The organism is Flavobacterium piscis, from assembly GCF_001686925.1.
GTDB lineage: Bacteria > Bacteroidota > Bacteroidia > Flavobacteriales > Flavobacteriaceae > Flavobacterium > Flavobacterium piscis.
The window spans coordinates 23244-44829 of record NZ_LVEN01000042.1 but is presented as its reverse complement, the minus strand read 5'-3'; the positions used below and the strand labels follow the sequence as shown (position 1 = coordinate 44829).

General features: G+C 33.2%; 24 protein-coding genes. 14 read left to right on the top strand and 10 right to left on the bottom strand.

What is annotated here, in order from left to right:
* Positions 1–101 precede the first annotated feature (101 nt).
* Complete coding sequence (locus FLP_RS17535) at positions 102–761, top strand: SanA/YdcF family protein (protein ID WP_065450828.1); 660 nt, start codon at positions 102–104, stop codon at positions 759–761.
* Positions 762–783: 22 nt separating this feature from the next.
* Here the strand turns inward: FLP_RS17535 and FLP_RS17530 are convergent, their stop codons facing one another.
* The 5 genes from FLP_RS17530 to FLP_RS17510 form a co-directional block, all read right to left on the bottom strand.
* Complete coding sequence (locus tag FLP_RS17530; protein WP_065451176.1) at positions 784–1134, bottom strand: type II toxin-antitoxin system HicB family antitoxin; 351 nt, start codon at positions 1132–1134, stop codon at positions 784–786.
* A gap of 1 nt (position 1135) precedes the next feature.
* Entirely contained in the window at positions 1136–1378 is a 243-nt protein-coding gene (locus tag FLP_RS17525; RefSeq protein WP_065450827.1) for a type II toxin-antitoxin system HicA family toxin, read from the bottom strand.
* 192 nt (positions 1379–1570) lie between these two features.
* Positions 1571–2833: a cation:proton antiporter gene (locus FLP_RS17520; RefSeq protein WP_065450826.1), complete on the bottom strand. Its 1263-nt coding sequence runs from the start codon at positions 2831–2833 to the stop codon at positions 1571–1573.
* 281 nt (positions 2834–3114) lie between these two features.
* Positions 3115–4593 (bottom strand): hypothetical protein, encoded by a 1479-nt coding sequence (locus FLP_RS17515; protein WP_065450825.1) that lies wholly within the window; start codon positions 4591–4593, stop codon positions 3115–3117.
* Positions 4594–4741: 148 nt separating this feature from the next.
* Positions 4742–5155, bottom strand: a complete 414-nt coding sequence (locus FLP_RS17510; RefSeq protein ID WP_065450824.1) for a DUF1842 domain-containing protein — start codon at positions 5153–5155, stop codon at positions 4742–4744.
* A gap of 413 nt (positions 5156–5568) precedes the next feature.
* Here FLP_RS17510 and FLP_RS17505 point away from each other — a divergent pair, with 413 nt between their 5' ends.
* The 7 genes from FLP_RS17505 to FLP_RS17475 all read left to right on the top strand — a co-directional run bounded on the left by FLP_RS17505 (position 5569) and on the right by FLP_RS17475 (position 9639).
* Positions 5569–6072 (top strand): GbsR/MarR family transcriptional regulator, encoded by a 504-nt coding sequence (locus FLP_RS17505; RefSeq protein ID WP_065450823.1) that lies wholly within the window; start codon positions 5569–5571, stop codon positions 6070–6072.
* Between the two features lie 55 nt (positions 6073–6127).
* Entirely contained in the window at positions 6128–6466 is a 339-nt protein-coding gene (locus tag FLP_RS17500) for a hypothetical protein (RefSeq protein ID WP_065450822.1), read from the top strand.
* Positions 6463–7200 (top strand): YqjF family protein, encoded by a 738-nt coding sequence (locus tag FLP_RS17495; protein ID WP_065450821.1) that lies wholly within the window; start codon positions 6463–6465, stop codon positions 7198–7200. Before FLP_RS17500 ends, FLP_RS17495 begins: the two co-directional genes overlap by 4 nt.
* 35 nt (positions 7201–7235) lie before the next feature.
* Positions 7236–7583, top strand: a complete 348-nt coding sequence (locus FLP_RS17490) for a hypothetical protein (protein WP_065450820.1) — start codon at positions 7236–7238, stop codon at positions 7581–7583.
* Between the two features lie 18 nt (positions 7584–7601).
* Positions 7602–7988, top strand: coding sequence for a hypothetical protein (locus FLP_RS17485; protein WP_065450819.1), 387 nt, complete (start codon positions 7602–7604; stop codon positions 7986–7988).
* Between the two features lie 95 nt (positions 7989–8083).
* Positions 8084–8992 carry a TIGR01777 family oxidoreductase gene (locus FLP_RS17480; protein ID WP_065451175.1) on the top strand — a complete coding sequence of 303 codons (909 nt, stop codon included), beginning with the start codon at positions 8084–8086 and terminating at the stop codon, positions 8990–8992.
* A gap of 182 nt (positions 8993–9174) precedes the next feature.
* Complete coding sequence (locus FLP_RS17475) at positions 9175–9639, top strand: SRPBCC family protein (RefSeq protein WP_065450818.1); 465 nt, start codon at positions 9175–9177, stop codon at positions 9637–9639.
* 71 nt (positions 9640–9710) lie between these two features.
* Here the strand turns inward: FLP_RS17475 and FLP_RS17470 are convergent, their stop codons facing one another.
* Positions 9711–10517, bottom strand: coding sequence for a UbiA prenyltransferase family protein (locus FLP_RS17470; RefSeq protein WP_065450817.1), 807 nt, complete (start codon positions 10515–10517; stop codon positions 9711–9713).
* A 212-nt stretch (positions 10518–10729) separates the two neighbouring features.
* On the opposite strand from FLP_RS17470, the gene gcvP reads away from it, so the two are divergent.
* From gcvP to FLP_RS17440, 6 genes are all read left to right on the top strand, one after another.
* Complete coding sequence (gene gcvP, locus FLP_RS17465) at positions 10730–13579, top strand: aminomethyl-transferring glycine dehydrogenase (RefSeq protein ID WP_065450816.1); 2850 nt, start codon at positions 10730–10732, stop codon at positions 13577–13579.
* 793 nt (positions 13580–14372) lie between these two features.
* Complete coding sequence (locus FLP_RS17460; RefSeq protein ID WP_065450815.1) at positions 14373–15431, top strand: 3-oxoacyl-ACP synthase III family protein; 1059 nt, start codon at positions 14373–14375, stop codon at positions 15429–15431.
* A 166-nt stretch (positions 15432–15597) separates the two neighbouring features.
* Positions 15598–16125, top strand: coding sequence for a methyltransferase (locus FLP_RS17455; RefSeq protein WP_065450814.1), 528 nt, complete (start codon positions 15598–15600; stop codon positions 16123–16125).
* 159 nt (positions 16126–16284) lie between these two features.
* Positions 16285–17133, top strand: coding sequence for a glycosyltransferase family 2 protein (locus FLP_RS17450; protein WP_065450813.1), 849 nt, complete (start codon positions 16285–16287; stop codon positions 17131–17133).
* A 78-nt stretch (positions 17134–17211) separates the two neighbouring features.
* Complete coding sequence (locus FLP_RS17445; protein ID WP_065450812.1) at positions 17212–17958, top strand: MlaE family ABC transporter permease; 747 nt, start codon at positions 17212–17214, stop codon at positions 17956–17958.
* Complete coding sequence (locus FLP_RS17440; RefSeq protein ID WP_065450811.1) at positions 17958–18719, top strand: ABC transporter ATP-binding protein; 762 nt, start codon at positions 17958–17960, stop codon at positions 18717–18719. Before FLP_RS17445 ends, FLP_RS17440 begins: the two co-directional genes overlap by 1 nt.
* A 121-nt stretch (positions 18720–18840) precedes the next feature.
* Here the strand turns inward: FLP_RS17440 and FLP_RS17435 are convergent, their stop codons facing one another.
* The 4 genes from FLP_RS17435 to FLP_RS17420 are packed head-to-tail and all read right to left on the bottom strand — an operon-like array spanning position 18841 to position 21553.
* Complete coding sequence (locus FLP_RS17435; protein WP_065450810.1) at positions 18841–19443, bottom strand: SprT-like domain-containing protein; 603 nt, start codon at positions 19441–19443, stop codon at positions 18841–18843.
* 26 nt (positions 19444–19469) lie between these two features.
* Entirely contained in the window at positions 19470–19835 is a 366-nt protein-coding gene (locus tag FLP_RS17430; protein ID WP_065450809.1) for a four helix bundle protein, read from the bottom strand.
* A gap of 27 nt (positions 19836–19862) precedes the next feature.
* Positions 19863–20540, bottom strand: a complete 678-nt coding sequence (locus tag FLP_RS17425) for an SDR family NAD(P)-dependent oxidoreductase (protein WP_065450808.1) — start codon at positions 20538–20540, stop codon at positions 19863–19865.
* A gap of 35 nt (positions 20541–20575) precedes the next feature.
* On the bottom strand, positions 20576–21553 hold the full coding sequence (locus FLP_RS17420; RefSeq protein ID WP_065450807.1) for a M20/M25/M40 family metallo-hydrolase: 978 nt from the start codon (positions 21551–21553) through the stop codon (positions 20576–20578).
* Between the last annotated feature and the right edge of the window lie 33 nt (positions 21554–21586).

The following is a 21586-nucleotide window of genomic DNA, read 5'->3' as shown; positions in this document are numbered from 1 at the left end:
CCGGAGCAAAAAACGCTTCGGTTTTTTAATTTGATTTTGACTGTAAATAAATGTTATTTATCTTCACCACCTTTTAAATCTTAATCTTACAAAAATACATTTTGAAAAAATATTTTAAAATCTTTCTTTTACTTGTAATTATCGGATTGGTTGCTATTGTTTCGGTAAATTATTACGTGAAGTCTTCGACCAAAAAAAACATTTACTATTCGATTAAGAAATTCCCTAAAAACGATGTGGGAATTATTTTTGGTGCCGGAATTAACGGAGATCAGCCTAGCAAATATTTAAAGGATCGACTGGATGCCGGAATTTCTTTATACAAAGCCAACCGAATCAATAAAATTTTACTTTCTGGTGATAATGGCCGCGATGAATATGATGAATTAACGGTAATGAAAAACTACTGTTTTAATCACGGTGTGGATACGACCAAAATATTTATTGACTATGCAGGATTTGATACGTATTCAACGATATATCGCGCAAAGCATATTTTCAACATCAAAAAAGCAACTTTAATTTCTCAGGAATATCATTTAAACCGGGCAATTTATATTGGTCAAAAACTTGGAATAAAATCTGTTGGCTATTCTGCCAACAATGGAGAATATCGCGGATATAAATATGTTACTTTTAGAGAATATGGTTCTATTTTTAAATCATTTTTTGATATTTTGAGAAATCGTGAACCTCATTTTTTAGGAAATTCGATTGATATAAACGGAGCTTCGAATTATTCGAAAGAAGACAAACGATGACTTGGAAAACCTCTTATTCTTTTTAGTTCAATACCTCTTCGTGTTTAATTATGTAAGATAGTGCTTCCTTTACGACCTCATTTAAATTCAATCCTTTTTTAGTGGCTAAGAGAGCTATTTTCCGGTGTAGTTCCTGAGAAACTCTTACATTAAAAGATCCTCTATAACTTTTATCTGGAGCTTTATTCAATAATTTACATGTTTCTAAATAGTCGTCAACAGCTTCTTCAAAAGATTTTTCTAATTCGTTAACAGAATAACCTTCGAAGGTTATTAAATCGTTTATACCTTGAATTTTTCCAAAGAATATTTTATCCTCTGCAGAAAATTCTAATGTACCAATGTATCCGTTATATTCTAAATAGTTTTTCATTTTATAATTCCAAATGTTCAATAATAATATCAAGTTGATATCCTTTCAAAACTTTTTGTGGATGCGGTTCGTGCAGACTTATAATCTGTTTATTTTCATTCACAAATTTTCTTCTTGAGCCTCCTGTTTTTCCTTGTGAAATTTGTTTATAACCGAAATGATTTAGAACTTTCAGCATTTCATCCCAAGAAAAATCTTTTGGTTTTGATTTTAACTTTTCAATAAGTTTATCAATTTTACTCATACAAATTTATAATTAAATTCTCAAAACGCAACTAAAATTTAGTTGCAATTAAAAACAAAAACGAAAATATAAGAAAAGTCATTCAAAATAATTATTTACTTCTATTTAAAAAAAATAGATAAGCTATAAAAAAGCCTGTAAAATATTTTGCAGGCTTGTTCAGTAAAATCTTTATTCTTTGCTCCATGTTCTTTACTCTTTCTCCAAAACTTTTTTGGCTAATTTTCCAACAGTAAGTCCTTGTACTACGATTGAAAACAATACCACAATATAAGTTACTTCAAGAAGGAGGTTTTTATATTCACCTTCGGGCATTGAAAGTACCAAAGCGATAGAAACTCCACCGCGAATTCCTCCCCAAACCAGAACCATTAAGGATCCTTTGTTGTAGGCAGATTTAATTCCGAAAAACTTGAATATATCAAAGAATTTCCACGGTAAAACAATAGAAAAAATTCTGGCGAATAACACTATAAAAATAGCTACCAAACCTGTTAACAATTGTTTGTTTAAATCTGGGAGCAATAGTAATTCAAAACCAATAAATAAGAATAAAATAGCGTTTAATATCTCATCAATAAGTTCCCAAAACTTACCTAAATAATCCTGAGTCACTTCGCTCATGGCTACTTTTTTTCCATAATTACCAATAATCAATCCGGCAACTACCATTGCTAACGGACTTGAAACGTGAAGACTTTGGGCAATCAAAAAGCCTCCCATTACTATAGAAAGTGTGATTAAAACTGACACTTTATAATCATCGATTTTTTTCATAACCCTCGATGCAGTATATCCTAAAACAGCTCCTAATAAAAGTCCGCCAATTCCTTCTTTTGCAAATAACCAGGCGATAGAACCAAAAGTCATATCAAATGTAGGATCGGTTGCCATTTTTAAAACAACAGCAAACATTACTACTGCTACTCCGTCATTAAACAACGATTCACCAACAATTTTGGTTTCTATTCTTTTAGGAACTTTTGCTTGTTTTAAAACGCCCAACACCACGATTGGATCGGTTGGGGAAATTAATGTACCGAAAACTAAACAAAATATATAAGGTATTTTTATGCCTAAAATTGGTGCAATATAAAAAAGCAGTATCGAAATAATTAATGCTGACAATACTACACTAACTGTAGAATATATCATAATGGGAACTTTTTGCTCTTTAAGATCAGACATGTTGACGTGAAGTGCACCTGCGAACAAAAGAAAATTCAACATCGCTCCCATTAAGATTTCGTTGAAGTCAAATTCTTTTATTAATTCAAAAAAATGTTTGGTTGTAGCCGGAAAATAAGAATCTCCCAAAAGGCGAATACCTACCGAAACCAACATAGCAATAATCATTATTCCGATAGTTCCCGGAAGTTTTAAAAATCTTAAATTTAAATAGGCGAAGAAAGAGGCCAATACAATAAGTATTGAAAAGGTGTAGTATAATTCCATAAATGTGATTTTTACAAAAATATATTTCCATTATCTAATACAAAATTTCATTTCATGAATTAACATAACTTTACAATTCACGACCTCAGTAATTACACTATTCTTAGTAAATAATCATTTATACAACAATAAATTCAAAGAAATAAATAACGATACTTAATTCACTCCTTGAATTATTCTAAAGACAAGAAAAGTCATAAAAAATGCCGAAGCTAAACTTCGACATTTTTATTTTGGGATCAACTTTATAAAATAAGATGCTTTTCTGTTTACAATATAAATTATTTTTTAGCTTTAACAAACTCTTCAAGTTGTTGTACTTTCAGCGCATCTATTTGTTCAATACGTCGTGCTCTTAAATTGTTTGCATTATTTGCGTTTTTACCACTAGATTGTAATACCGGTTTGGTAAACAGCAAATAATCTCCAAATAAATGGCTTAAAAATAAAGGCGATTTTCCCGGTCTGCTTTTATCAAAGTTTGCAGATTGATGACAAAAAAAGCAACTTATTACATTACCATTATTAATATCGTGTATATCATTTTGAAAAGTCTGCGTGTAAGTTTCCATAGTAATGTTGGCCAAATTAACAGAACCTCTTGCTAATGAATCCGGAAGCGCACTCGAGATATCTCTTGTTACAATTGCTTTTGCCTGATTTTCCGGAGAAACGCCATCAAAATCTAACCAAATAGAACCATTATAAAAATAATTTTTAAAAACATCTTTCAAATTAGACGCTACACACTTATTGATATTGTCTATATTATTAAAATTAGCAGGTTCTGCCTGACTTGTTGCCATAAACGCACCAGTATTTACATTTTTTGGTACACCATACTCATAAAGGATAAATGCTTTATTAGGAACAACAGGCGAAGTTCCGTTTTTAATCCACTTAATTCCTCCTATTCCCTTAGTGGTACCTTTTTCGTAAAACAGCATTTCATTTGCCGCCGTTACTGAATTGGTTTTCTTATCGTAAACAGGCGCCATGTCTTTATGCTCAAAAGTGGCCCAGATAAATTCAGGATGATTTTTCACAACTCCCACTACGTGCATACCTAATAACGCCATGGTTTTTTCAACATATTGCCCTTTGCTATTTACAACAGCAGCTTTGGTTGTGAAATAATCTTTTTGCTGTGCTTTCGCAATTGCATCGATATTAATCCATGAAACTTTTAATTCTAAAGCCCCGACAGGAAATGTTTCTAAATTAGAAACAGGCAATTTTCCACTATTGATTAAAGATGCCGCTAAAACAGCTTTGTCTTTTAGCAGCTTATTAATATGAATGGAATAATATACTGTATCTACAGCATTGTTAAATTTAGGATTAGAACGTAGAACTCCTCTGGAACCTGCCTGATTAATAGAACTCAACACTAGTTTTATGCCCAACTGTGGCGCGACATCTTCCATTTCAGGACTAACTAAATCGAGAGAATCTAAAAAGAGAGGATTTCCGCTTGGCAATGGTTTTGTTACCCACAAAAACTTTTGCCACGACCATTGGTGAAAATCACAATTTGTGGTACTCTTACTGTCAAACGGACTTCCGTCACCTTCTTTTGGAGCGGGAGTTTTTTCATGCGGAAACCAACTTGTTTCACAGTTACATGAATCGGCTGATGCAGTTGCATAAGAAGCTCCATCCTTATATACTCCGTTATTTTTATTAAAAAGAAACAACCACAAACCAACTGCTATTATAATGATAAGCAGTAAACTAATGATAACGTATTTTTTTTTCATTTTCTTATAGGTTTAAAATTGATTAGATAAACAGGACTATTGCAATAAAAAAGACCGCCTTAATCAGGCGATCTTTAAATCAAAACTCTTACCGAGTCAGGAAATTTTTGCTATCCTGTAGAATTTGTTTTTGGGGAGAAATTAATTTTTAAACCAATTCTTCTTGTAAATTTTTTACTGCCGCTACCGGTACGTTTTCAATATTATGTTGATAATATGAAAAACCTCCCGTTCCGTTCCATACAGCATCGATTGCTAAATGAGCATCAAATTTTGCTAAGAATGAACCAATTGCCGGTGGAGGAACAGAGTGTACATATTCTCCCTGAAGACTTACTACTTGTGTAACTTTACCAAGTCCTGTTGCATATATTTTTCCTGTTACCGGAACAACAATATGGCTATCCGGACCTTGAATCGCCTGAGTAATTACAACTGTACCTGTAACAGTATGTTGTGATGGTACAACTACTAAACTAAATTTTGCAATTGGAGCACCCGGTGTTCCAACATTTCCAATTGTGCCTTGTGCTAAATAAGCACCTGCTAATAAATCTGACATAACTTTTTGATTTAGGTTTCCTACTCATAAGGCTTTTCGGGTACGCCTCGTTTTTTTTTAGTGGTTTCTGCTCCACCTGATTTGTTAATACTATTATTTAGTGTTTCAAAAACATCTTAAATAATGCATTTGGGATGATTTTCTATTTCAAAACTAAATCAAATAAAAAGGCATAATTAATAAAATGATACAGAGTGGAAATTATTGGGCATGAATGAGATAATGAATGACACAGAAAAATTCAACACGTATAAACACCTGTTTTTAGGTTGTTTCATAAAAATTAAACTCTTTTTTTAATTAAACTTTCATTTATTTTTGAAAGTTTAAAAACTTTTACTTACATTTGACCTATGACAATGAGCATTTATGCGATTTGCATTTGACCGTTTGAAAAACAATAAAATCGACAAATGAAATTCAAGGAAGCAAAAAATAAGTTCGTACAAACCTGGGGAGCATTAGGTTCTCAGTGGGGAATTAATAAAACCATGGCACAGATCCATGCTTTATTAATGGTCTCGAACGAACCTGTTTCTATGGAAGATATTATGGATGAATTGCAAATTTCCCGCGGCAATACCAGCATGAACCTAAAAGCTTTGATGGATTGGGGAATTGTTTATAAAGAATACAAAACCGGAGAAAGAAGAGAGTTTTTTACCGCCGAAAAAGATCTTGACGAATTGGCTGTAAAAATTGCCAGAGAAAGAAGCAAAAGAGAAATTAAACCTGCGCTTAAAATTTTAAAAGAAGTTTCGACAATCGATGCCAACAGTTCGGCTGAAGAAAAACACTTTGTAGATCAAACTTCTAAATTGTATGATTTCGTTTTAAAAGCAGACAATATGTTAGACAAAATGACTGAATTTAATGATAACTGGTTAGGTCGTTTGGTTTTAAAAATAATGAAGTAAAAAAATTTAATTAAAACTTTCATTTTTTTCTGAAAGTTTAAAACAATCAATAACTATGAAAGCTATAAACTACCTCAACTACTTTTTTGTTGCTGCACCCATAATACTCATTACAATAGGGCTGTTTACTAGTTCAGAACTAGCATGTTTTGGTCTTTTATTCACCATACTTACTGGTTTATTTCAATTAATTTTCGGAATAAAAATGCTAATCGATGAACCTGATGACAAAAATCTTCAGGCTTATGTAAACGGAGTTATTTTCTTTTTCCTGTTGTGGCCCGTTAATGCTTTTATAATGCATTTTGAATTTATTTACTTTCTGTTATTTATAATACCAATTATTCTGGCTATCTATTTTTCTATCATAACTTATAAAAAAGCGTATCAATGAACTTCTTAAAAGCAGAATGGAAAAACTTAGCTCTCTTTAATTATGAAGTTGATGCTAAAATATTAGAAAAATATGTTCCTGCAGGAACCGAAATAGATCTTTGGAATAACAAATGTTATGTAAGCTTAGTGGGTTTTATGTTCAAAAACACCAAAGTTTTAGGATTGAAAGTTCCGTTTCATGTAGATTTTGAAGAAGTCAATTTAAGATTTTATGTAAAACGTTTCGAAAACGGCGAATGGAAACGCGGCGTAGTTTTTATCAAAGAAATAGTTCCCAAAAAAGCGATCACTTTTATCGCCAACAATTTGTATCAGGAACATTATGAAACTCAGAAAATGAGACACAAAATCATTGAAGGTGATACGACCAATACTTTTATTTATCAATGGAAGAGTAACGAAAAGTGGAATACTATTGAATTAGAAACTAAAAAAGATTTGACAAAAAATAAAATTGATTCTGAAGCTGAATTTATCACAGAGCATTATTTTGGTTATACCAAAATTACAAAAGACCTCACTTTCGAATATGAAGTTCAGCATCCAAGATGGGAGCAATATGAAGTCTTAGATCATAATACTGATATTGATTTCGAAAAAACATATGGAGAAGATTTTAAATTCCTTCAAAACATAAAACCAGCTTCAGTTTTTCTGGCGAAAGGTTCCAAAATTACAGTTAAGAATAAAAGAAAATTAGAATCGGTAAAAGCTCTGGAGGAAATGGCATAATAAATTTGCAATCATTAATTTATAAATCGGCAATTATGAATCTTAATATTACAGGATATTTTATCTATCTCAGCATTACGATTTTCATCATCTTAAGAGTTGGAAAAATATGCTACAAAAACGGAAACATTTTTGTCGCCGAATTAATTCCAAATCATGCGGATATCTGCCAAAAAATCAATCACGTTTTGCTTATTGCTTATTATCTTTTAAATATTGGGTATTGTGCCATGACGCTTATTTCCTGGCAGAAAATCTTATCATCAACTCAGCTTATAGAAACAATCGGAATAAAAACTGCCATCATCATTTTTATCATTTCAGTTTTGCATTACCTCAACATTATTATCCTAACCAAGTACATTCATAAATTAATCAAATAACACTTAAATTCAAATATCATGGAAACTACAAAAATCTTAATCGGTTACGGCATTTATTTACCAGTTGCTTTATTTCTTACTTATTATGTTTCTAAAACACTTTTTAAAAACGGAAAAATCTTTATGCTGGATATTTTTAAGGGAAGAGAAGAAATTGCTGAAGCTACGAATAGACTTTTCGAAACAGGCTTTTACCTTTTAAACATTGGTTTTGCCTTAATGATTTTGCAACTGCAATTGAGCAACAATAGTTATCAGGAATTAATTGAAAGATTGAGCTACAAAATTGGCGGATTTTCTATCTATCTTGGCGTAATGTTATTCTTTAATTTGTATTTCTTCTTTAGAGGAAAACGAAAAGCCAAAGAAGCACAGGAAGAAGAAAGACTGGTTTTTAAAGCATAATTTAATATTAAAAAAGTCGCCACGAATTTCACGAATTAATATTTTAAAAATTAGTGCAAATTCGCGGAATTCGTGGCGAAAAAAATCACAAAACCATGAACAAACTTATCATAGCAGCAGGAACAGGATTTTTAGGACAGGTTTTAATCAATCATTTTAAAAATAAATTCGAAGAAATTATAATTCTGACCAGAGGAAAATCGCAAACAATTGACGGAATTAAATATGTGAACTGGAATGCAAAGACTTTTTCAGGTTGGGAAAGTGAATTAGAAAACGCTACAGTTTTAATCAATCTTGCGGGAAAATCTGTTGATTGTCGTTATACAAAAGAAAACAAAAAGGAAATTCTTTTATCTCGAATTGAAAGCACGAAGATTCTAAATAAAGCCGTTTTAAATTGTAAAAACCCACCGAAACACTGGCTGAATTCATCAACTTCTACTATTTACAGATTTTCTTTGGATAAACAAATGGATGAAATTGATGGAGAAATCGGGAATGACTTTTCTATAAACGTCGCATTATCCTGGGAAAAAGCCTTTTTTAAAACCGAAACTCAAAATACCTTAAAAACGGCTTTGCGAACTTCAATAGTTTTAGGAAAAAATGGCGGTGCTTTAATTCCGTTAAAGACTTTGGCAAAAATTGGTTTTGGAGGCAAACAAGGAAGCGGCAATCAGTTTGTAAGTTGGATTCACGAAGAAGATTTTGCCAATGCGATTGATTTTATTATCGAAAAAGAAATTACCGGAATTGTAAACGTTGTTTCTCCGGAACCAATCCGTAATGCTGATTTTATGGAGAAACTTCGAAAAGCAGTTGGTTTTCCTTTCGGACTGCCGCTTACTACTTTCCTGCTTGAGATTGGATCATTCTTGATTCGTACACAACCTGAATTGGTTTTGAAAAGCAGAAATGTGATTCCGAAAAAGCTCTTAGAAAATGGGTTTAAGTTTAAGTTTGGAGATCTTGATGAGGCTTTTAATGATTTATTACGCTAACAACTTTGACAAAGATTTACGCTTAAGTTATGCACGCGTTTTTGTCATCCCGAGGAACGAGGGATCTCCGAAAGAAACTCCAAACAGTTGCTAATCTTTGTCGAGCTACTCGCGAAGATCCCTCGTTCCTCGGGATGACAAAAATGTGCATAATAAAACTTACCAAAATACACTTCATATTCATGACAACCATCAATCTCACAACAAAAATAAAAGCCTCAAAACAAATTGTTTTTGACGCATCACGAAATATCGATATTCACCAGCAATCTGCAAGTCCTACAAAAGAAAAAGCAATTGCCGGAGTGACGTCTGGTTTGATTAATTTAAATGAAACGGTAACATGGCAAGGCAAACATTTTGGATTTTATCTCACACATAAAAGCAAAATTCCGGTCATGAATTTTTATGATTATTTCGTAGATGAAATGGAAGAAGGAAAATTTAAATCTTTCAGACACAAACATGTTTTTGAAGAAGAAAATGGCGTAACGGTTATGAAGGATATATTACAATATGAAACGCCATTTGGAATTTTCGGAAAATTATTTGATATTTTATTTCTCGAAAAACATCTCACACAATTTCTTTTAGAGAGAAATAAGATCTTAAAAGAGGTTTCTGAAGAAACCAAATTTTTCTTTTGAAAAATGAATTTTCTCATTTTACGCCACGGCGAAACACATCCAAATTATTTAGAACCTTAAGTGCGTCTTACTTATAAAAACACAATCATCAGCCACCAAAAAATGGGTACACTTTCGACCCAAAAAGAAGTATAATATTTTGATCTATTCGTATTGGCAAAGAGAATAAACAACATCAAAGTCACAACCATTACCAGATTGATAATAAGATCATGAAGGGTAAAACTCAAAATTCCTAAAACCCAAAACGGAACTAATAATGAAAAGCCTAAGATCTTAGTTCGTTTTACACCAATTGTTTGCGGAACAGTTTTCAAATGCGGATCGTCATTCGCCAGATCTAAAATTTCGAAAACCAAAATCAGCACAAAAACCAAGACAAAACGCTGCCCACATTTTATAAAAAAGTTAGCTGTAAAGGGAATTTCAGCATTTATGTAAGGCAAAACCAAAGTCGCTCCTACCCAGCAAAGCGACACAATATAGATTTTTACACCTGCCCAGTTTCTCGCATTTTTTCTATTAGGAAAAAAGGGTAAAGTATAAAGTGCCGTTATTAAAAATATACAAACGGAAACAATTTGGGTAATTCGGTTGAGGTGGAAAAAATAATAACCCACTAAAATCAGCGAAATAAAACTCAAAACGGCAATAATTTTCAGCTGTATTCCGATTGGTTTTTTCTTGACGCGAACCAAAGCATCATACTTTACGAAATTATATCCTACAATTGTTCCGAAAAAAACAAATAAAGCCATTGGCTCATCATACTGAATATGAAAGAAGTAAAATGTAATTCGGACCAAAGCATAACACGATAAAGCCACGTGAATACTGCTGTTTAAATAAAAATCAACTATTTGTTTTAGAAGTTTCATGTCTCAAATCTAATCAATTGGTAACAAATCAACTCTTTAGTTAGAAATTTGATAAAAATTGAAGTTAAAAATACCCATTAAATTATTAATAATACTTAATTTTGCGCCACAAAAAAACAACACATTTACTATAAAATGTAATAAACCTTGTGTAACATTATTTAATAGTACACGTTGCTACTTACATTACCTTAAAAAACAGACTGCTACAAATGAAAACAGATGCTTTTGCTTTAAGACACATTGGTCCAAGAGAAACGGATCTTCAACACATGTTACAAACTATTGGTGTTGAATCGATTGAACAACTTGTTTATGAAACCCTTCCGGACGACATTCGTTTAAAAGCGCCTTTGAATTTAGATCCTGCAATGACGGAATACGAATTTGCAAATCATATTCAGGAATTAGGAAAGAAAAATAAAGTATTCAAATCGTATATTGGTTTGGGTTATCATCCAACTATCGTTCCGGCTCCAATTCAGAGAAATATCTTTGAAAACCCAGGATGGTATACCGCTTACACGCCTTATCAGGCAGAAATTGCTCAAGGTCGTCTTGAAGCTATTTTAAATTTCCAAACTACGGTTATCGAATTAACAGGAATGGAAATTGCCAATGCATCTTTATTAGATGAAGGAACTGCAGCAGCAGAAGCTATGGCGTTATTATTTGACGTTCGTACACGCGACCAAAAGAAAAACAATACCAACAAATTCTTCGTTTCTGAAGAAATTTTACCACAAACTTTATCGATCCTGCAAACGCGTTCAACTCCGGTTGGAATTGAATTAGTTGTTGGAAACCACGAAACCTTTGATTTTTCAAATGAATTTTTCGGAGCTATTTTACAATATCCAGGAAAATATGGTCAGGTAAACGATTATAGCGCTTTTGTTGCTAAAGCAAAAGAAAATGAAATCAAAGTTGCCTTTGCTGCTGATATTTTATCATTAGCTGCTTTAACTTCTCCAGGAGAAATGGGAGCTGCAGTAGTGGTTGGAACTTCACAACGTTTTGGTGTACCAATGGGTTACGGTGGTCCTCACGCTGCTTTTTTTGCAACTAAAGACGAATACAAACGATCTATGCCAGGTCGTATCATTGGAGTTTCTATTGATGTTAATGGAAACCGTGCTTTACGTATGGCTTTAGGAACTCGTGAGCAGCATATCAAACGTGAAAAAGCAACTTCTAATATTTGTACGGCTCAGGTTTTATTAGCGGTTATGGCCGGAATGTATGCGGTTTACCACGGACCAAAAGGATTACAATACATTGCAAACAAAGTTCACGCATCGGCGGTTACTACTGCTGAAGCTTTAAATAAATTAGGAGTTTACCAAACCAATACGGCTTACTTTGATACTATCTTGGTAAAAGCTGATGCTCAAAAGGTAAAAGCTATTGCTGAGAAAAATGAAGTAAACTTTTATTACGTTGATACCGATACCATTTCGATCTCATTCAACGAAACAACTTCTATTGCTGACATCAATCAAATTATTGCAATTTTTGCTGAGGCTGTAGGAAAAGAAACTTTTACTGTTTCTGAATTAACTGCTGCAACTCAATTACCGGCTTCATTAGAAAGAACATCACCTTTCTTAACGCATGATGTATTCAACAATCATCATTCAGAAAGTCAGATCATGCGTTACATCAAAAAATTAGAACGTAAAGATTTATCATTGAATCATTCGATGATTTCATTAGGTTCTTGTACGATGAAATTAAACGCAGCTTCAGAAATGCTGCCTTTATCAATGCCAAACTGGAACAGCATTCACCCTTTTGCACCAGTAGAACAAGCGGAAGGTTATATCACAATGCTTAAAAAGTTAGAAGAGCAACTAAATGTAATTACCGGTTTTGCCGGAACTACATTACAGCCTAACTCAGGAGCTCAAGGAGAATATGCTGGTTTAATGGCTATTCGTGCTTACCATTTGTCAAGAAACGAAGGTCACCGTAATGTATGTTTGATTCCTTCATCTGCTCACGGAACCAATCCTGCTTCTGCAGCGATGGCCGGAATGAAAATCATTGTTACAAAAACAACTCCGGAAGGAAATATTGACGTAGAAGATTTAAGAGAAAAAGCAATTGAACACAAAGATGATTTATCTTGTTTAATGGTAACTTACCCTTCTACTCACGGAGTTTTCGAATCTTCAATTATTGAAATCACAAAATTAATCCACGACAATGGCGGATTAGTATATATGGACGGTGCAAACATGAACGCGCAAGTTGGATTAACAAATCCTGCGACAATTGGTGCTGACGTTTGTCACTTAAACTTACACAAAACATTCGCTATTCCTCACGGAGGAGGCGGACCTGGAGTTGGACCAATCTGTGTGAATGAAAAATTAGTTCCATTTTTACCAACAAACCCAATCTTAAAAGTAGGCGGCGAACAAGCGATTACAGCGATTTCATCTGCACCTTACGGATCAGCTTTAGTATGTTTAATCTCTTACGGTTACATCACAATGATGGGTGCCGAAGGATTAAAAAGTGCTACAGAACATGCTATTTTGAATGCTAACTATATGAAAGCCCGTTTCGAAGGACACTACCCAATTCTTTATACAGGAGAATGCGGAAGAGCGGCTCACGAAATGATTTTAGATTGTCGTGCATTTAAAGAAAACGGAATTGAAGTGGGTGATATCGCAAAACGTTTGATGGATTACGGTTTCCACGCTCCTACGGTTTCTTTCCCGGTAGCAGGAACTTTAATGATCGAACCAACTGAATCTGAAGATTTAGCAGAATTAGATCGTTTTTGTGATGCTCTTATTTCAATCAGAAAAGAGATTGAAGTTGCAACAGCCGATGATAAAAACAACGTATTGAAAAATGCACCTCATACACTAGCAATGTTAACTACTGATAACTGGGCTTTCCCTTACACTAGAGAAAAAGCAGCTTACCCATTAGATTACATTGCTGAAAATAAATTCTGGCCATCTGTTCGTCGTGTTGATGATGCGTACGGTGACAGAAATTTAATTTGCAGCTGTGCTCCTATTGAAGCTTACATGGAAAACTAAGAAATAAGTATTTCTAATAAATATTCAAAACCCGACAGGTCTCAACACTTTGTCGGGTTTTTTGTTTATTTTGTTTCACGTTTCACGTTTCACGTTAAGCTCGAACTTGAAACTTGAAACTTGAAACTTTTAAACCTTATAATTGGGCGTGCCAGTATTTAAAAAAAGGCCAAATCAGCTTTGCGCTTATGAGGCCTTTTCTTAAATACTGTCGGGCTATCCATACTGCTTCGGCAGTTTATTCCTATCCCTCACGCGAGCAACTACAAATTAATTTCCGTAACATACTGTCAATTTCGACGAAGGAGAAATCTTCGTACGTAACTCCTCAACGAAAGTGTAATCTTTGTCGAACTTCTTGCGGAGATTTCTCCTTCGTCGAAAGGACAATATTGTGTTTAAACTTTGCGTCTTAGCGCCTTTGCGAGATTAATTTTATCGTAAAAAAAGCTTAAGTTAATGACTCCTATCCTCATTCAAAAAACTACAATAACACCTACAAAACTTCAAATGAAATCATAAAGTTTTCTATTTTTTAACACTTTTTGAAACTTCGGTTTTATTTGTAACAAAACACAAAAAAACTTTACGTTTTTTCCGAAAAAAAATAAACCTGAAAACAAATCTCAATCGTTTGAAATCTCGATAAAACTTAAAATTCGTTAGAAAATTAACAATAAATCCCACAAATAATTATTATTTCATAATTATATGCATGCATAGTATTTTTTATGATAGTTATCATGAAATTATTTATACTTTAGCAATAAATTTATCGGATAATTACTGAATAATGAAAATAAAAATAATAGGCATCGGAAGCTATATTCCAAATAAAGAAGTAAGCAATACTGACTTTGGTGATCACGTATTTCTAAACGAAGACGGAACCCCTTTTGCTTACCCTAACGAAGTTGTAATTAAAAAATTTAAAGGGATCACCGGAATCGAAAACCGTCGTTATGCCGAAGACCAACATACCTCATCTGATTTAGCCTTTTTTGCTGCCGAAAGAGCACTTGAAAATGCTAAAATCGATCGCGAAACATTAGATTACATCATATTTGCACATAATTTTGGAGATGTAAAGTCCGGAACAAATCAATCTGATATTTTACCAAGTTTAGCAACTCGCGTAAAAAACAAACTGGATATCAAAAACCCTAAATGTGTCGCTTACGATATTCTTTTTGGATGTCCAGGCTGGATAGAAGGAGTTTTACAGGCCAATGCTTTCATCAAATCAGGCATGGCAAAACGTGTTCTGGTAATTGGTGCCGAAACTTTATCAAGAGTTGTAGACGATCATGATCGTGATTCTATGATTTATTCTGATGGAGCAGGTGCTTCAATTTTAGAAGCTTCTGATGATGAAGCAGGTTTACTTTCTTATGAAAGTGCTACTTTTGCCAATGATGAAGCTAACTTTTTATATTTCGGAAAATCATACAATCCAGATTTAGATCCGGACATTAAATACATAAAAATGTACGGTCGTAAGATTTACGAATTTGCATTAAGCCAGGTTCCTTGTGCCATGAAAAGCTGTTTAGACAAAAGCGGAATCGGTATTGATGAAGTAAAGAAAATCCTGATTCACCAGGCAAACGAAAAAATGGACGAAGCAATTATTGCACGTTTCTACAAACTATACGATAAAACTGCACCTAAAGATATTATGCCAATGAGTATTCATGATTTAGGAAACAGCAGCGTTGCAACTGTACCTACTTTATTTGACTTATTAATTCAGGGCAAATTAGAAAATCACGAAATCAACAAAGGCGACGTTGTCATTTTTGCTTCAGTTGGAGCAGGAATGAATGTTAATGCATTTGTTTACCGATACTAAATTAGTTTACAGTCGCAGTCACAGTTTTCAGCTTCTGAATACTGTGACTGTAAACTGAGACTGAAAACTTAAAAAAGTCCGCATCTTAAAATGCGGACTTTTTAGTATATTTGCGACCTAATTATAAAATCAAGAACGAGAGATTGTTTCGTTCCTCGCAACGACTATGTACGAAAAAACGTTTCCGAATAAAAGATTCAAACTTACTTTAGAGTTTTTACAAAAACACGTTACAACATCAGAAACCATTTTTGATTTTGGTGTACCAAATCCATTCTCAAAAATAATGGAAGAAAATGGCTATACCGTAAAAAACACTAAAGGAGAAGATTTAGACAACGATCAAACTGCTTTACAAACCGAAGAATATACTGTTTTTACTGCGTTTGAAATTTTTGAACATTTACTAAATCCGTACACGATTCTTGAAAATGTAAAATGTGATAAATTATTAATATCAATTCCGTTACGTTTATGGTTTTCTCCGGCTTATCGTTCTAAAACAGATATGTGGGACAGACATTACCACGAATTTGAAGACTGGCAATTAGACTGGCTTTTAGAAAAAACAGGCTGGAAAATTACCGATCGTCAAAAATTTACACATCCGGTAAAAAAGTTTGGTTTCAGACCATTACTAAGATATTTCACGCCAAGATATTATATTGTTGTGGCGGAGAAAATAAAAGCCTAACGGCAAATTCCAAAAAATAAATTCCAAATTCCAATTATTTGGAAAATCTCAAAAAGACAAATTCCAAATTCCAATTTAAACCATATCGGTAAAAATTGGAATTTGGAATTTTAAAAGATTGGAATTTCTTTTAAATAATTGGAATTTAAATTAAAAATCATGAAGTACTATATTGTTATACCAGCTCACAACGAACAAGATCTTATTGGCCTGACTTTGCAATCTTTGGTTTCGCAAACTGTTTTGCCTTCAAAAATTGTGGTTGTAAACGACAATTCTACAGATAAAACAGAAGAAGTCGTTCTGGGTTTTGCTAAAGACAATCCGTATATTTCTGTTGTAAACAAAACTTCAGATGCGATTCATATGCCGGGAAGCAAAGTAATTCAGGCTTTCCAGAAAGGTTTTGCAACACTGGATTCTGATTATGATATTATTGTAAAAATAGACGGCGATTTAATATTTCCTTCAAATTATTTTGAAACTATCATTCGTCACTTTCAATCTGATCCAAAAATCGGAATGGTTGGCGGATTTTGTTACATCGAAAAAAATGGAGATTGGGTTTTAGAAAACTTAACCGACAAAGATCATATTCGTGGTGCATTGAAAGCCTATCGCAAAGCAACTTATCAGCAAATTGGAGGATTAAAACCTGCCATGGGCTGGGATACAGTAGACGAATTGCTTTGTAAATATTATGATTGGAAAATCGTTACCGACGAATCTTTACACGTAAAACACCTTAAACCAACAGGTGCAAATTACAACAAAACAGCCCGTTATAAACAAGGCGAGGCTTTTTATACTTTAGGATATGGTTTTTGGATTACCGCAATTGCATCGGCAAAACTGGCAATGATGAAGAAAAAACCATTTTTATTTTTAGACTATATAAAAGGATTTTGGAAAGCAAAAAAAGCCAAAACACCATTATTAGTTACAACTGAACAATCTAAATTTATAAGAAATTATCGTTTTCAAAAAATGAAACAGAAGCTTTTTTAGTTTTTAAAACTTAAAAAACTGTAAACTGAAACTGTAAACTGTAAACTAATCCTTAATTTAGCCAATATTTCAAAAATTATGATGCTAATTCGTTATATATCTCAACTAGGAAGATATTTTTTAATGCTGAAAGAAATTTTTAACAAACAGACAAAATGGTCTGTGATGAAAAAATTGATTTTTAAAGAAATCGACGATTTAATAATCGACTCTCTTGGTATTGTTTGCTTTATTTCTTTTTTTATAGGAGGAGTTGTTGCCATTCAAACTGCTTTAAACTTAACTAATCCCTTAATTCCAAAATATTTAATTGGTTTTGCTACACGTCAATCTGTGATATTAGAATTTGCCCCTACTTTTATTTCGGTAATTATGGCGGGAAAAATGGGATCATACATTACTTCAAGTATTGGTACAATGCGCGTTACAGAACAAATTGATGCCTTAGAGGTTATGGGTGTTAATTCGCTAAACTATCTTGTTTTTCCTAAAATAGTAGCTTTATTAATGTATCCTTTTGTAATTGGAATTAGTATGTTCTTAGGAATTTTTGGCGGATGGCTGGCTTGTGCATATGGAGGATTTTCAACGAGTGAAGATTTTATTCAGGGCGCTCAAATGGATTTTAATCCCTTTCACATTACATATGCTTTCATTAAAACTTTAATTTTCGCAATGTTATTGGCTACAATTCCATCTTTTCACGGATATTACATGAAAGGTGGTGCATTAGAAGTTGGTAAGGCAAGTACAGTTTCATTTGTATGGACATCTGTTTGTATCATTCTTTTTAATTATATATTAACTCAATTATTATTAGGATAATGATCGAAGTAAAAAACATAGAAAAATCATTTGGTGACAGTAAAGTTTTAAAAGGCGTTTCGACCGTTTTTGAAACTGGAAAAACCAACTTGATCATAGGACAAAGTGGATCGGGAAAAACAGTTTTATTAAAAACCTTATTAGGAATTCACACTCCAGATTCAGGAACAATTGAATTTGACGGACGTATTTATTCTGAATTAAACCCCGACGAAAAACGAGAATTAAGAACCGAAATTGGAATGGTTTTTCAGGGAAGTGCTTTATTTGATTCGATGACTGTTGAAGAAAATGTTGCTTTTCCATTAAGAATGTTTACTCATGACAACAAGGCAAAAATTCAAGAGCGTGTTGACTTTGTTTTAGAAAGAGTAAACTTAGTTGATGCACATAAAAAATTGCCATCAGAAATCTCCGGAGGAATGCAAAAGCGTGTTGCGATAGCCCGTGCGATTGTAAACAATCCGAAGTATTTGTTTTGTGATGAACCGAACTCTGGTTTAGATCCTAACACCTCTACTCTGATTGATAATCTGATTAAAGAAATTACAGAAGAATATAATATTACTACCGTAATTAATACACACGATATGAACTCTGTGATGGAAATTGGAGAAAATATTGTTTTCCTGAAAAAAGGAGTAAAAGCATGGCAGGGAACTAAAGAAGAAATCTTTAGAACAGAAAACAAAGATATTGTAAAGTTCGTTTACTCTTCGAACCTGTTTAAAAAAGTGAGAGAAGCCTATCTTAAAGGTTAAAACTTTTTTAAATTCCAAAATATAAATTCCAAATTCCAATTCTGGAATAACTCAATAAAAAAATCCAAATTCCAACTGCTCATAGTTTTGGAATTTGGATTTTTTTATTTGGAATTTAAACTTAATTTGAATTTATCAACTCCACCTCCGCATTTGGATTAAACAAATACGTTCTTCCCGAGCTTATTTCAATACATTCAAAACGCTTGGTTCTAACGGCTAACTTCTTGAATATTTTACCATTTTTAATTCTGAATACACTTCCGTATGGAATTTCGAAAACATAGTTTTTATCATTTTGCGCATCGTATTGCTTTAAAGCCAGAGATAAAGTAGTATCGGTATCACTGCTGGCAGATGGATTCTTAAAATGCCTCGCTAGTAAAGGCAATAACTGCCCAGGGAAAATCTCCGGACGAATAAACGGAATCATCATACGCTGAAAAGTATGCTTCCACTCATTTCCGTGTGGTTTTATTTGTCGACCAAACCTTTCAAATGCCACCAAATGCGAAATCTCATGAATTAACGTAATCAAAAAACGATATTTATTTAAACTGGCATTTACCGTGATTTCATGTTTACCACTTGGCCCTCTCCTATAATCTCCGTGACGCGTCTGGCGTTCATTTACGATTTTAAGATGCACCTGATTGGCAACAATCAAATCAAAGACAGGCTTTACAGCATGTTCCGGGATATATCTGGCTAATGTTTCGATCACAATAATTATGAGTTATGAAGTATGGGTTATGAGTTTTGAATTAGGTTTTTCTTTGATGTAATTATTATACTTTTAATGATTTTTAGCACTTCACTACATTGATTGTGCATCGATTCAAACTCTATTCCAGAAATATAGCTTGTTGCATTTAAAATTTCTAACCAATACATAGATTCATCACATTCTTTTTGAGAAATTGATAACTTATGAATAAAATCTGCCTTGCTTTGTGCGTTGACCGCTTCACGAACATTTGCACCAACTGAAGTAATAGAACGTAAAAATTGTTTACTCATTACAAATTCTTTCTTTTCCGAAACTAACCATTTACAAAAATTAACTCCTCTAATGACTAATTCAAAACTCTTAGTTTTCACAATACTTTCACTCATAAATCATAATTTATAATTCATAACTAACTATGGATTCGTGGACGAGACCTCTAACACTTTCCCGTTAAAATATTTATTTCCATTTAATGTAAAATCATAAATATAAGCTGCCATTCCTTCGGCAGAAATTGGCGCCTGATAACCCGGAAAAGCTTCATTTAGCATTTCTGTCTGAACTGAACCCAGAGCCAGAACATTAAACGAAATTCCTTGTTCTTTATATTCCTCAGCTAATAATTCGGTTAAAGTAATTACTGCACCTTTACTTGAACTGTAAGCAGCCAATCCTGCGAATTTAAGACTTCCTCTTACGCCACCAATTGAACTAATTGTAACGACGTGACTTCCTTTTTGAAGATAAGGCAAGCAAATTCTGGTAAGATTCGCCACAGCAAAAACATTCACTTTATAAATACTTTCAAAATCAGCCTGAGTGGTTTCTGCAAAAGGCTTCAATAATAAAGCACCTGCATTATGCACTACGGCATCGACTTTTTTCCAGGTCGAAGAAAGAAAACTATCTACTTCCATCAACGCACTTTCTTCGGACAAATCGATTGAAAGGCAAGTAATGTTTTGATGTTCTAAAAGTGTTTGAGGTATTTTTCTGGAAATGGCCAAAACCTGATTTCCGGCATTAGCAAATTGTAATGCTAATTCGTAACCAATTCCTCTACTGGTTCCGGTAACAATAATATTTTTCATAAGGCAAAAATAAGCAAATCAGATAAAAAGACCGATTATTTATTCATTGTAATTTCTTCTATTGACGTAGTCGCAATTTTTGTAACGGCTGGCAAAAATTCCTGAATAAAAGAAGTCATGTGCGAAATGTCCATTACTTTAAATTCATCCGAAACATGGTGATAAAAATCAAAGTTCTCAAAATCAAAAGTACTTATCGATTGACACGGTTTCTTAAACGCTTCATAAAACGAATAATTATCAGATCTGTAAAACAATTGATATTCTGCTTCTTTTGGTAAAAAACCAATGGTCTTTTTCCCTGTATATTCATTTATCTTTTCGGCCATGTTCGATTTATCAAAACCGGTAATGTATGCCAGATAATCGCGTTTCATGGGCACGCCAATCATTTCGATATTGAGCTGTGCATATAAGTTGAAGTTTTGCTTTTGAAGTTTCTGCACTAAACTTTTAGAACCTAATAATCCTTTTTCTTCCCCTGCAAAAAACACAAAAAGAATATTTCGTTTATTTGATTTTGTTTCGCTAAAATATTTTGCCATTTGTGCAACAGCGGTAACTCCCGAAGCGTCATCATTAGCACCATTATTAATCACATCATCCTGTTGCTTTTTCTCCAAACCAATATGGTCATAATGCGCACTTAAAACTATAAATTCCTTTTTAAGAACAGGATCTGTTCCTTCCAGAACTCCAACAATGTTATAAGCAGGAGATTTAAAATTAGTAAGCGTATCACGATAAGACGAAAAATAAGGCTTTACATTATTCTTTTTAAAAAAATCTTCTAAAAATACTGCTGCTTTTTCGATTCCTTTTGTTCCGGTTTCACGGCCTTCTAATTCATCTGATGAAAGATATTTCAGAAAGTCCGATACTTCGGTTTGATTTACTTTATAATTAATTTCAAGTGGTTTCGAAACTGATTTTGAAGCTTTTTCGCTTACTGCAGTAGGATTCGACTTGCAGGCTAACAAAACAAACGGAAGAAGAAAGTATATTTTTTTCATAAAATAAAAACTGAATGATAGCTAAGTTATTGG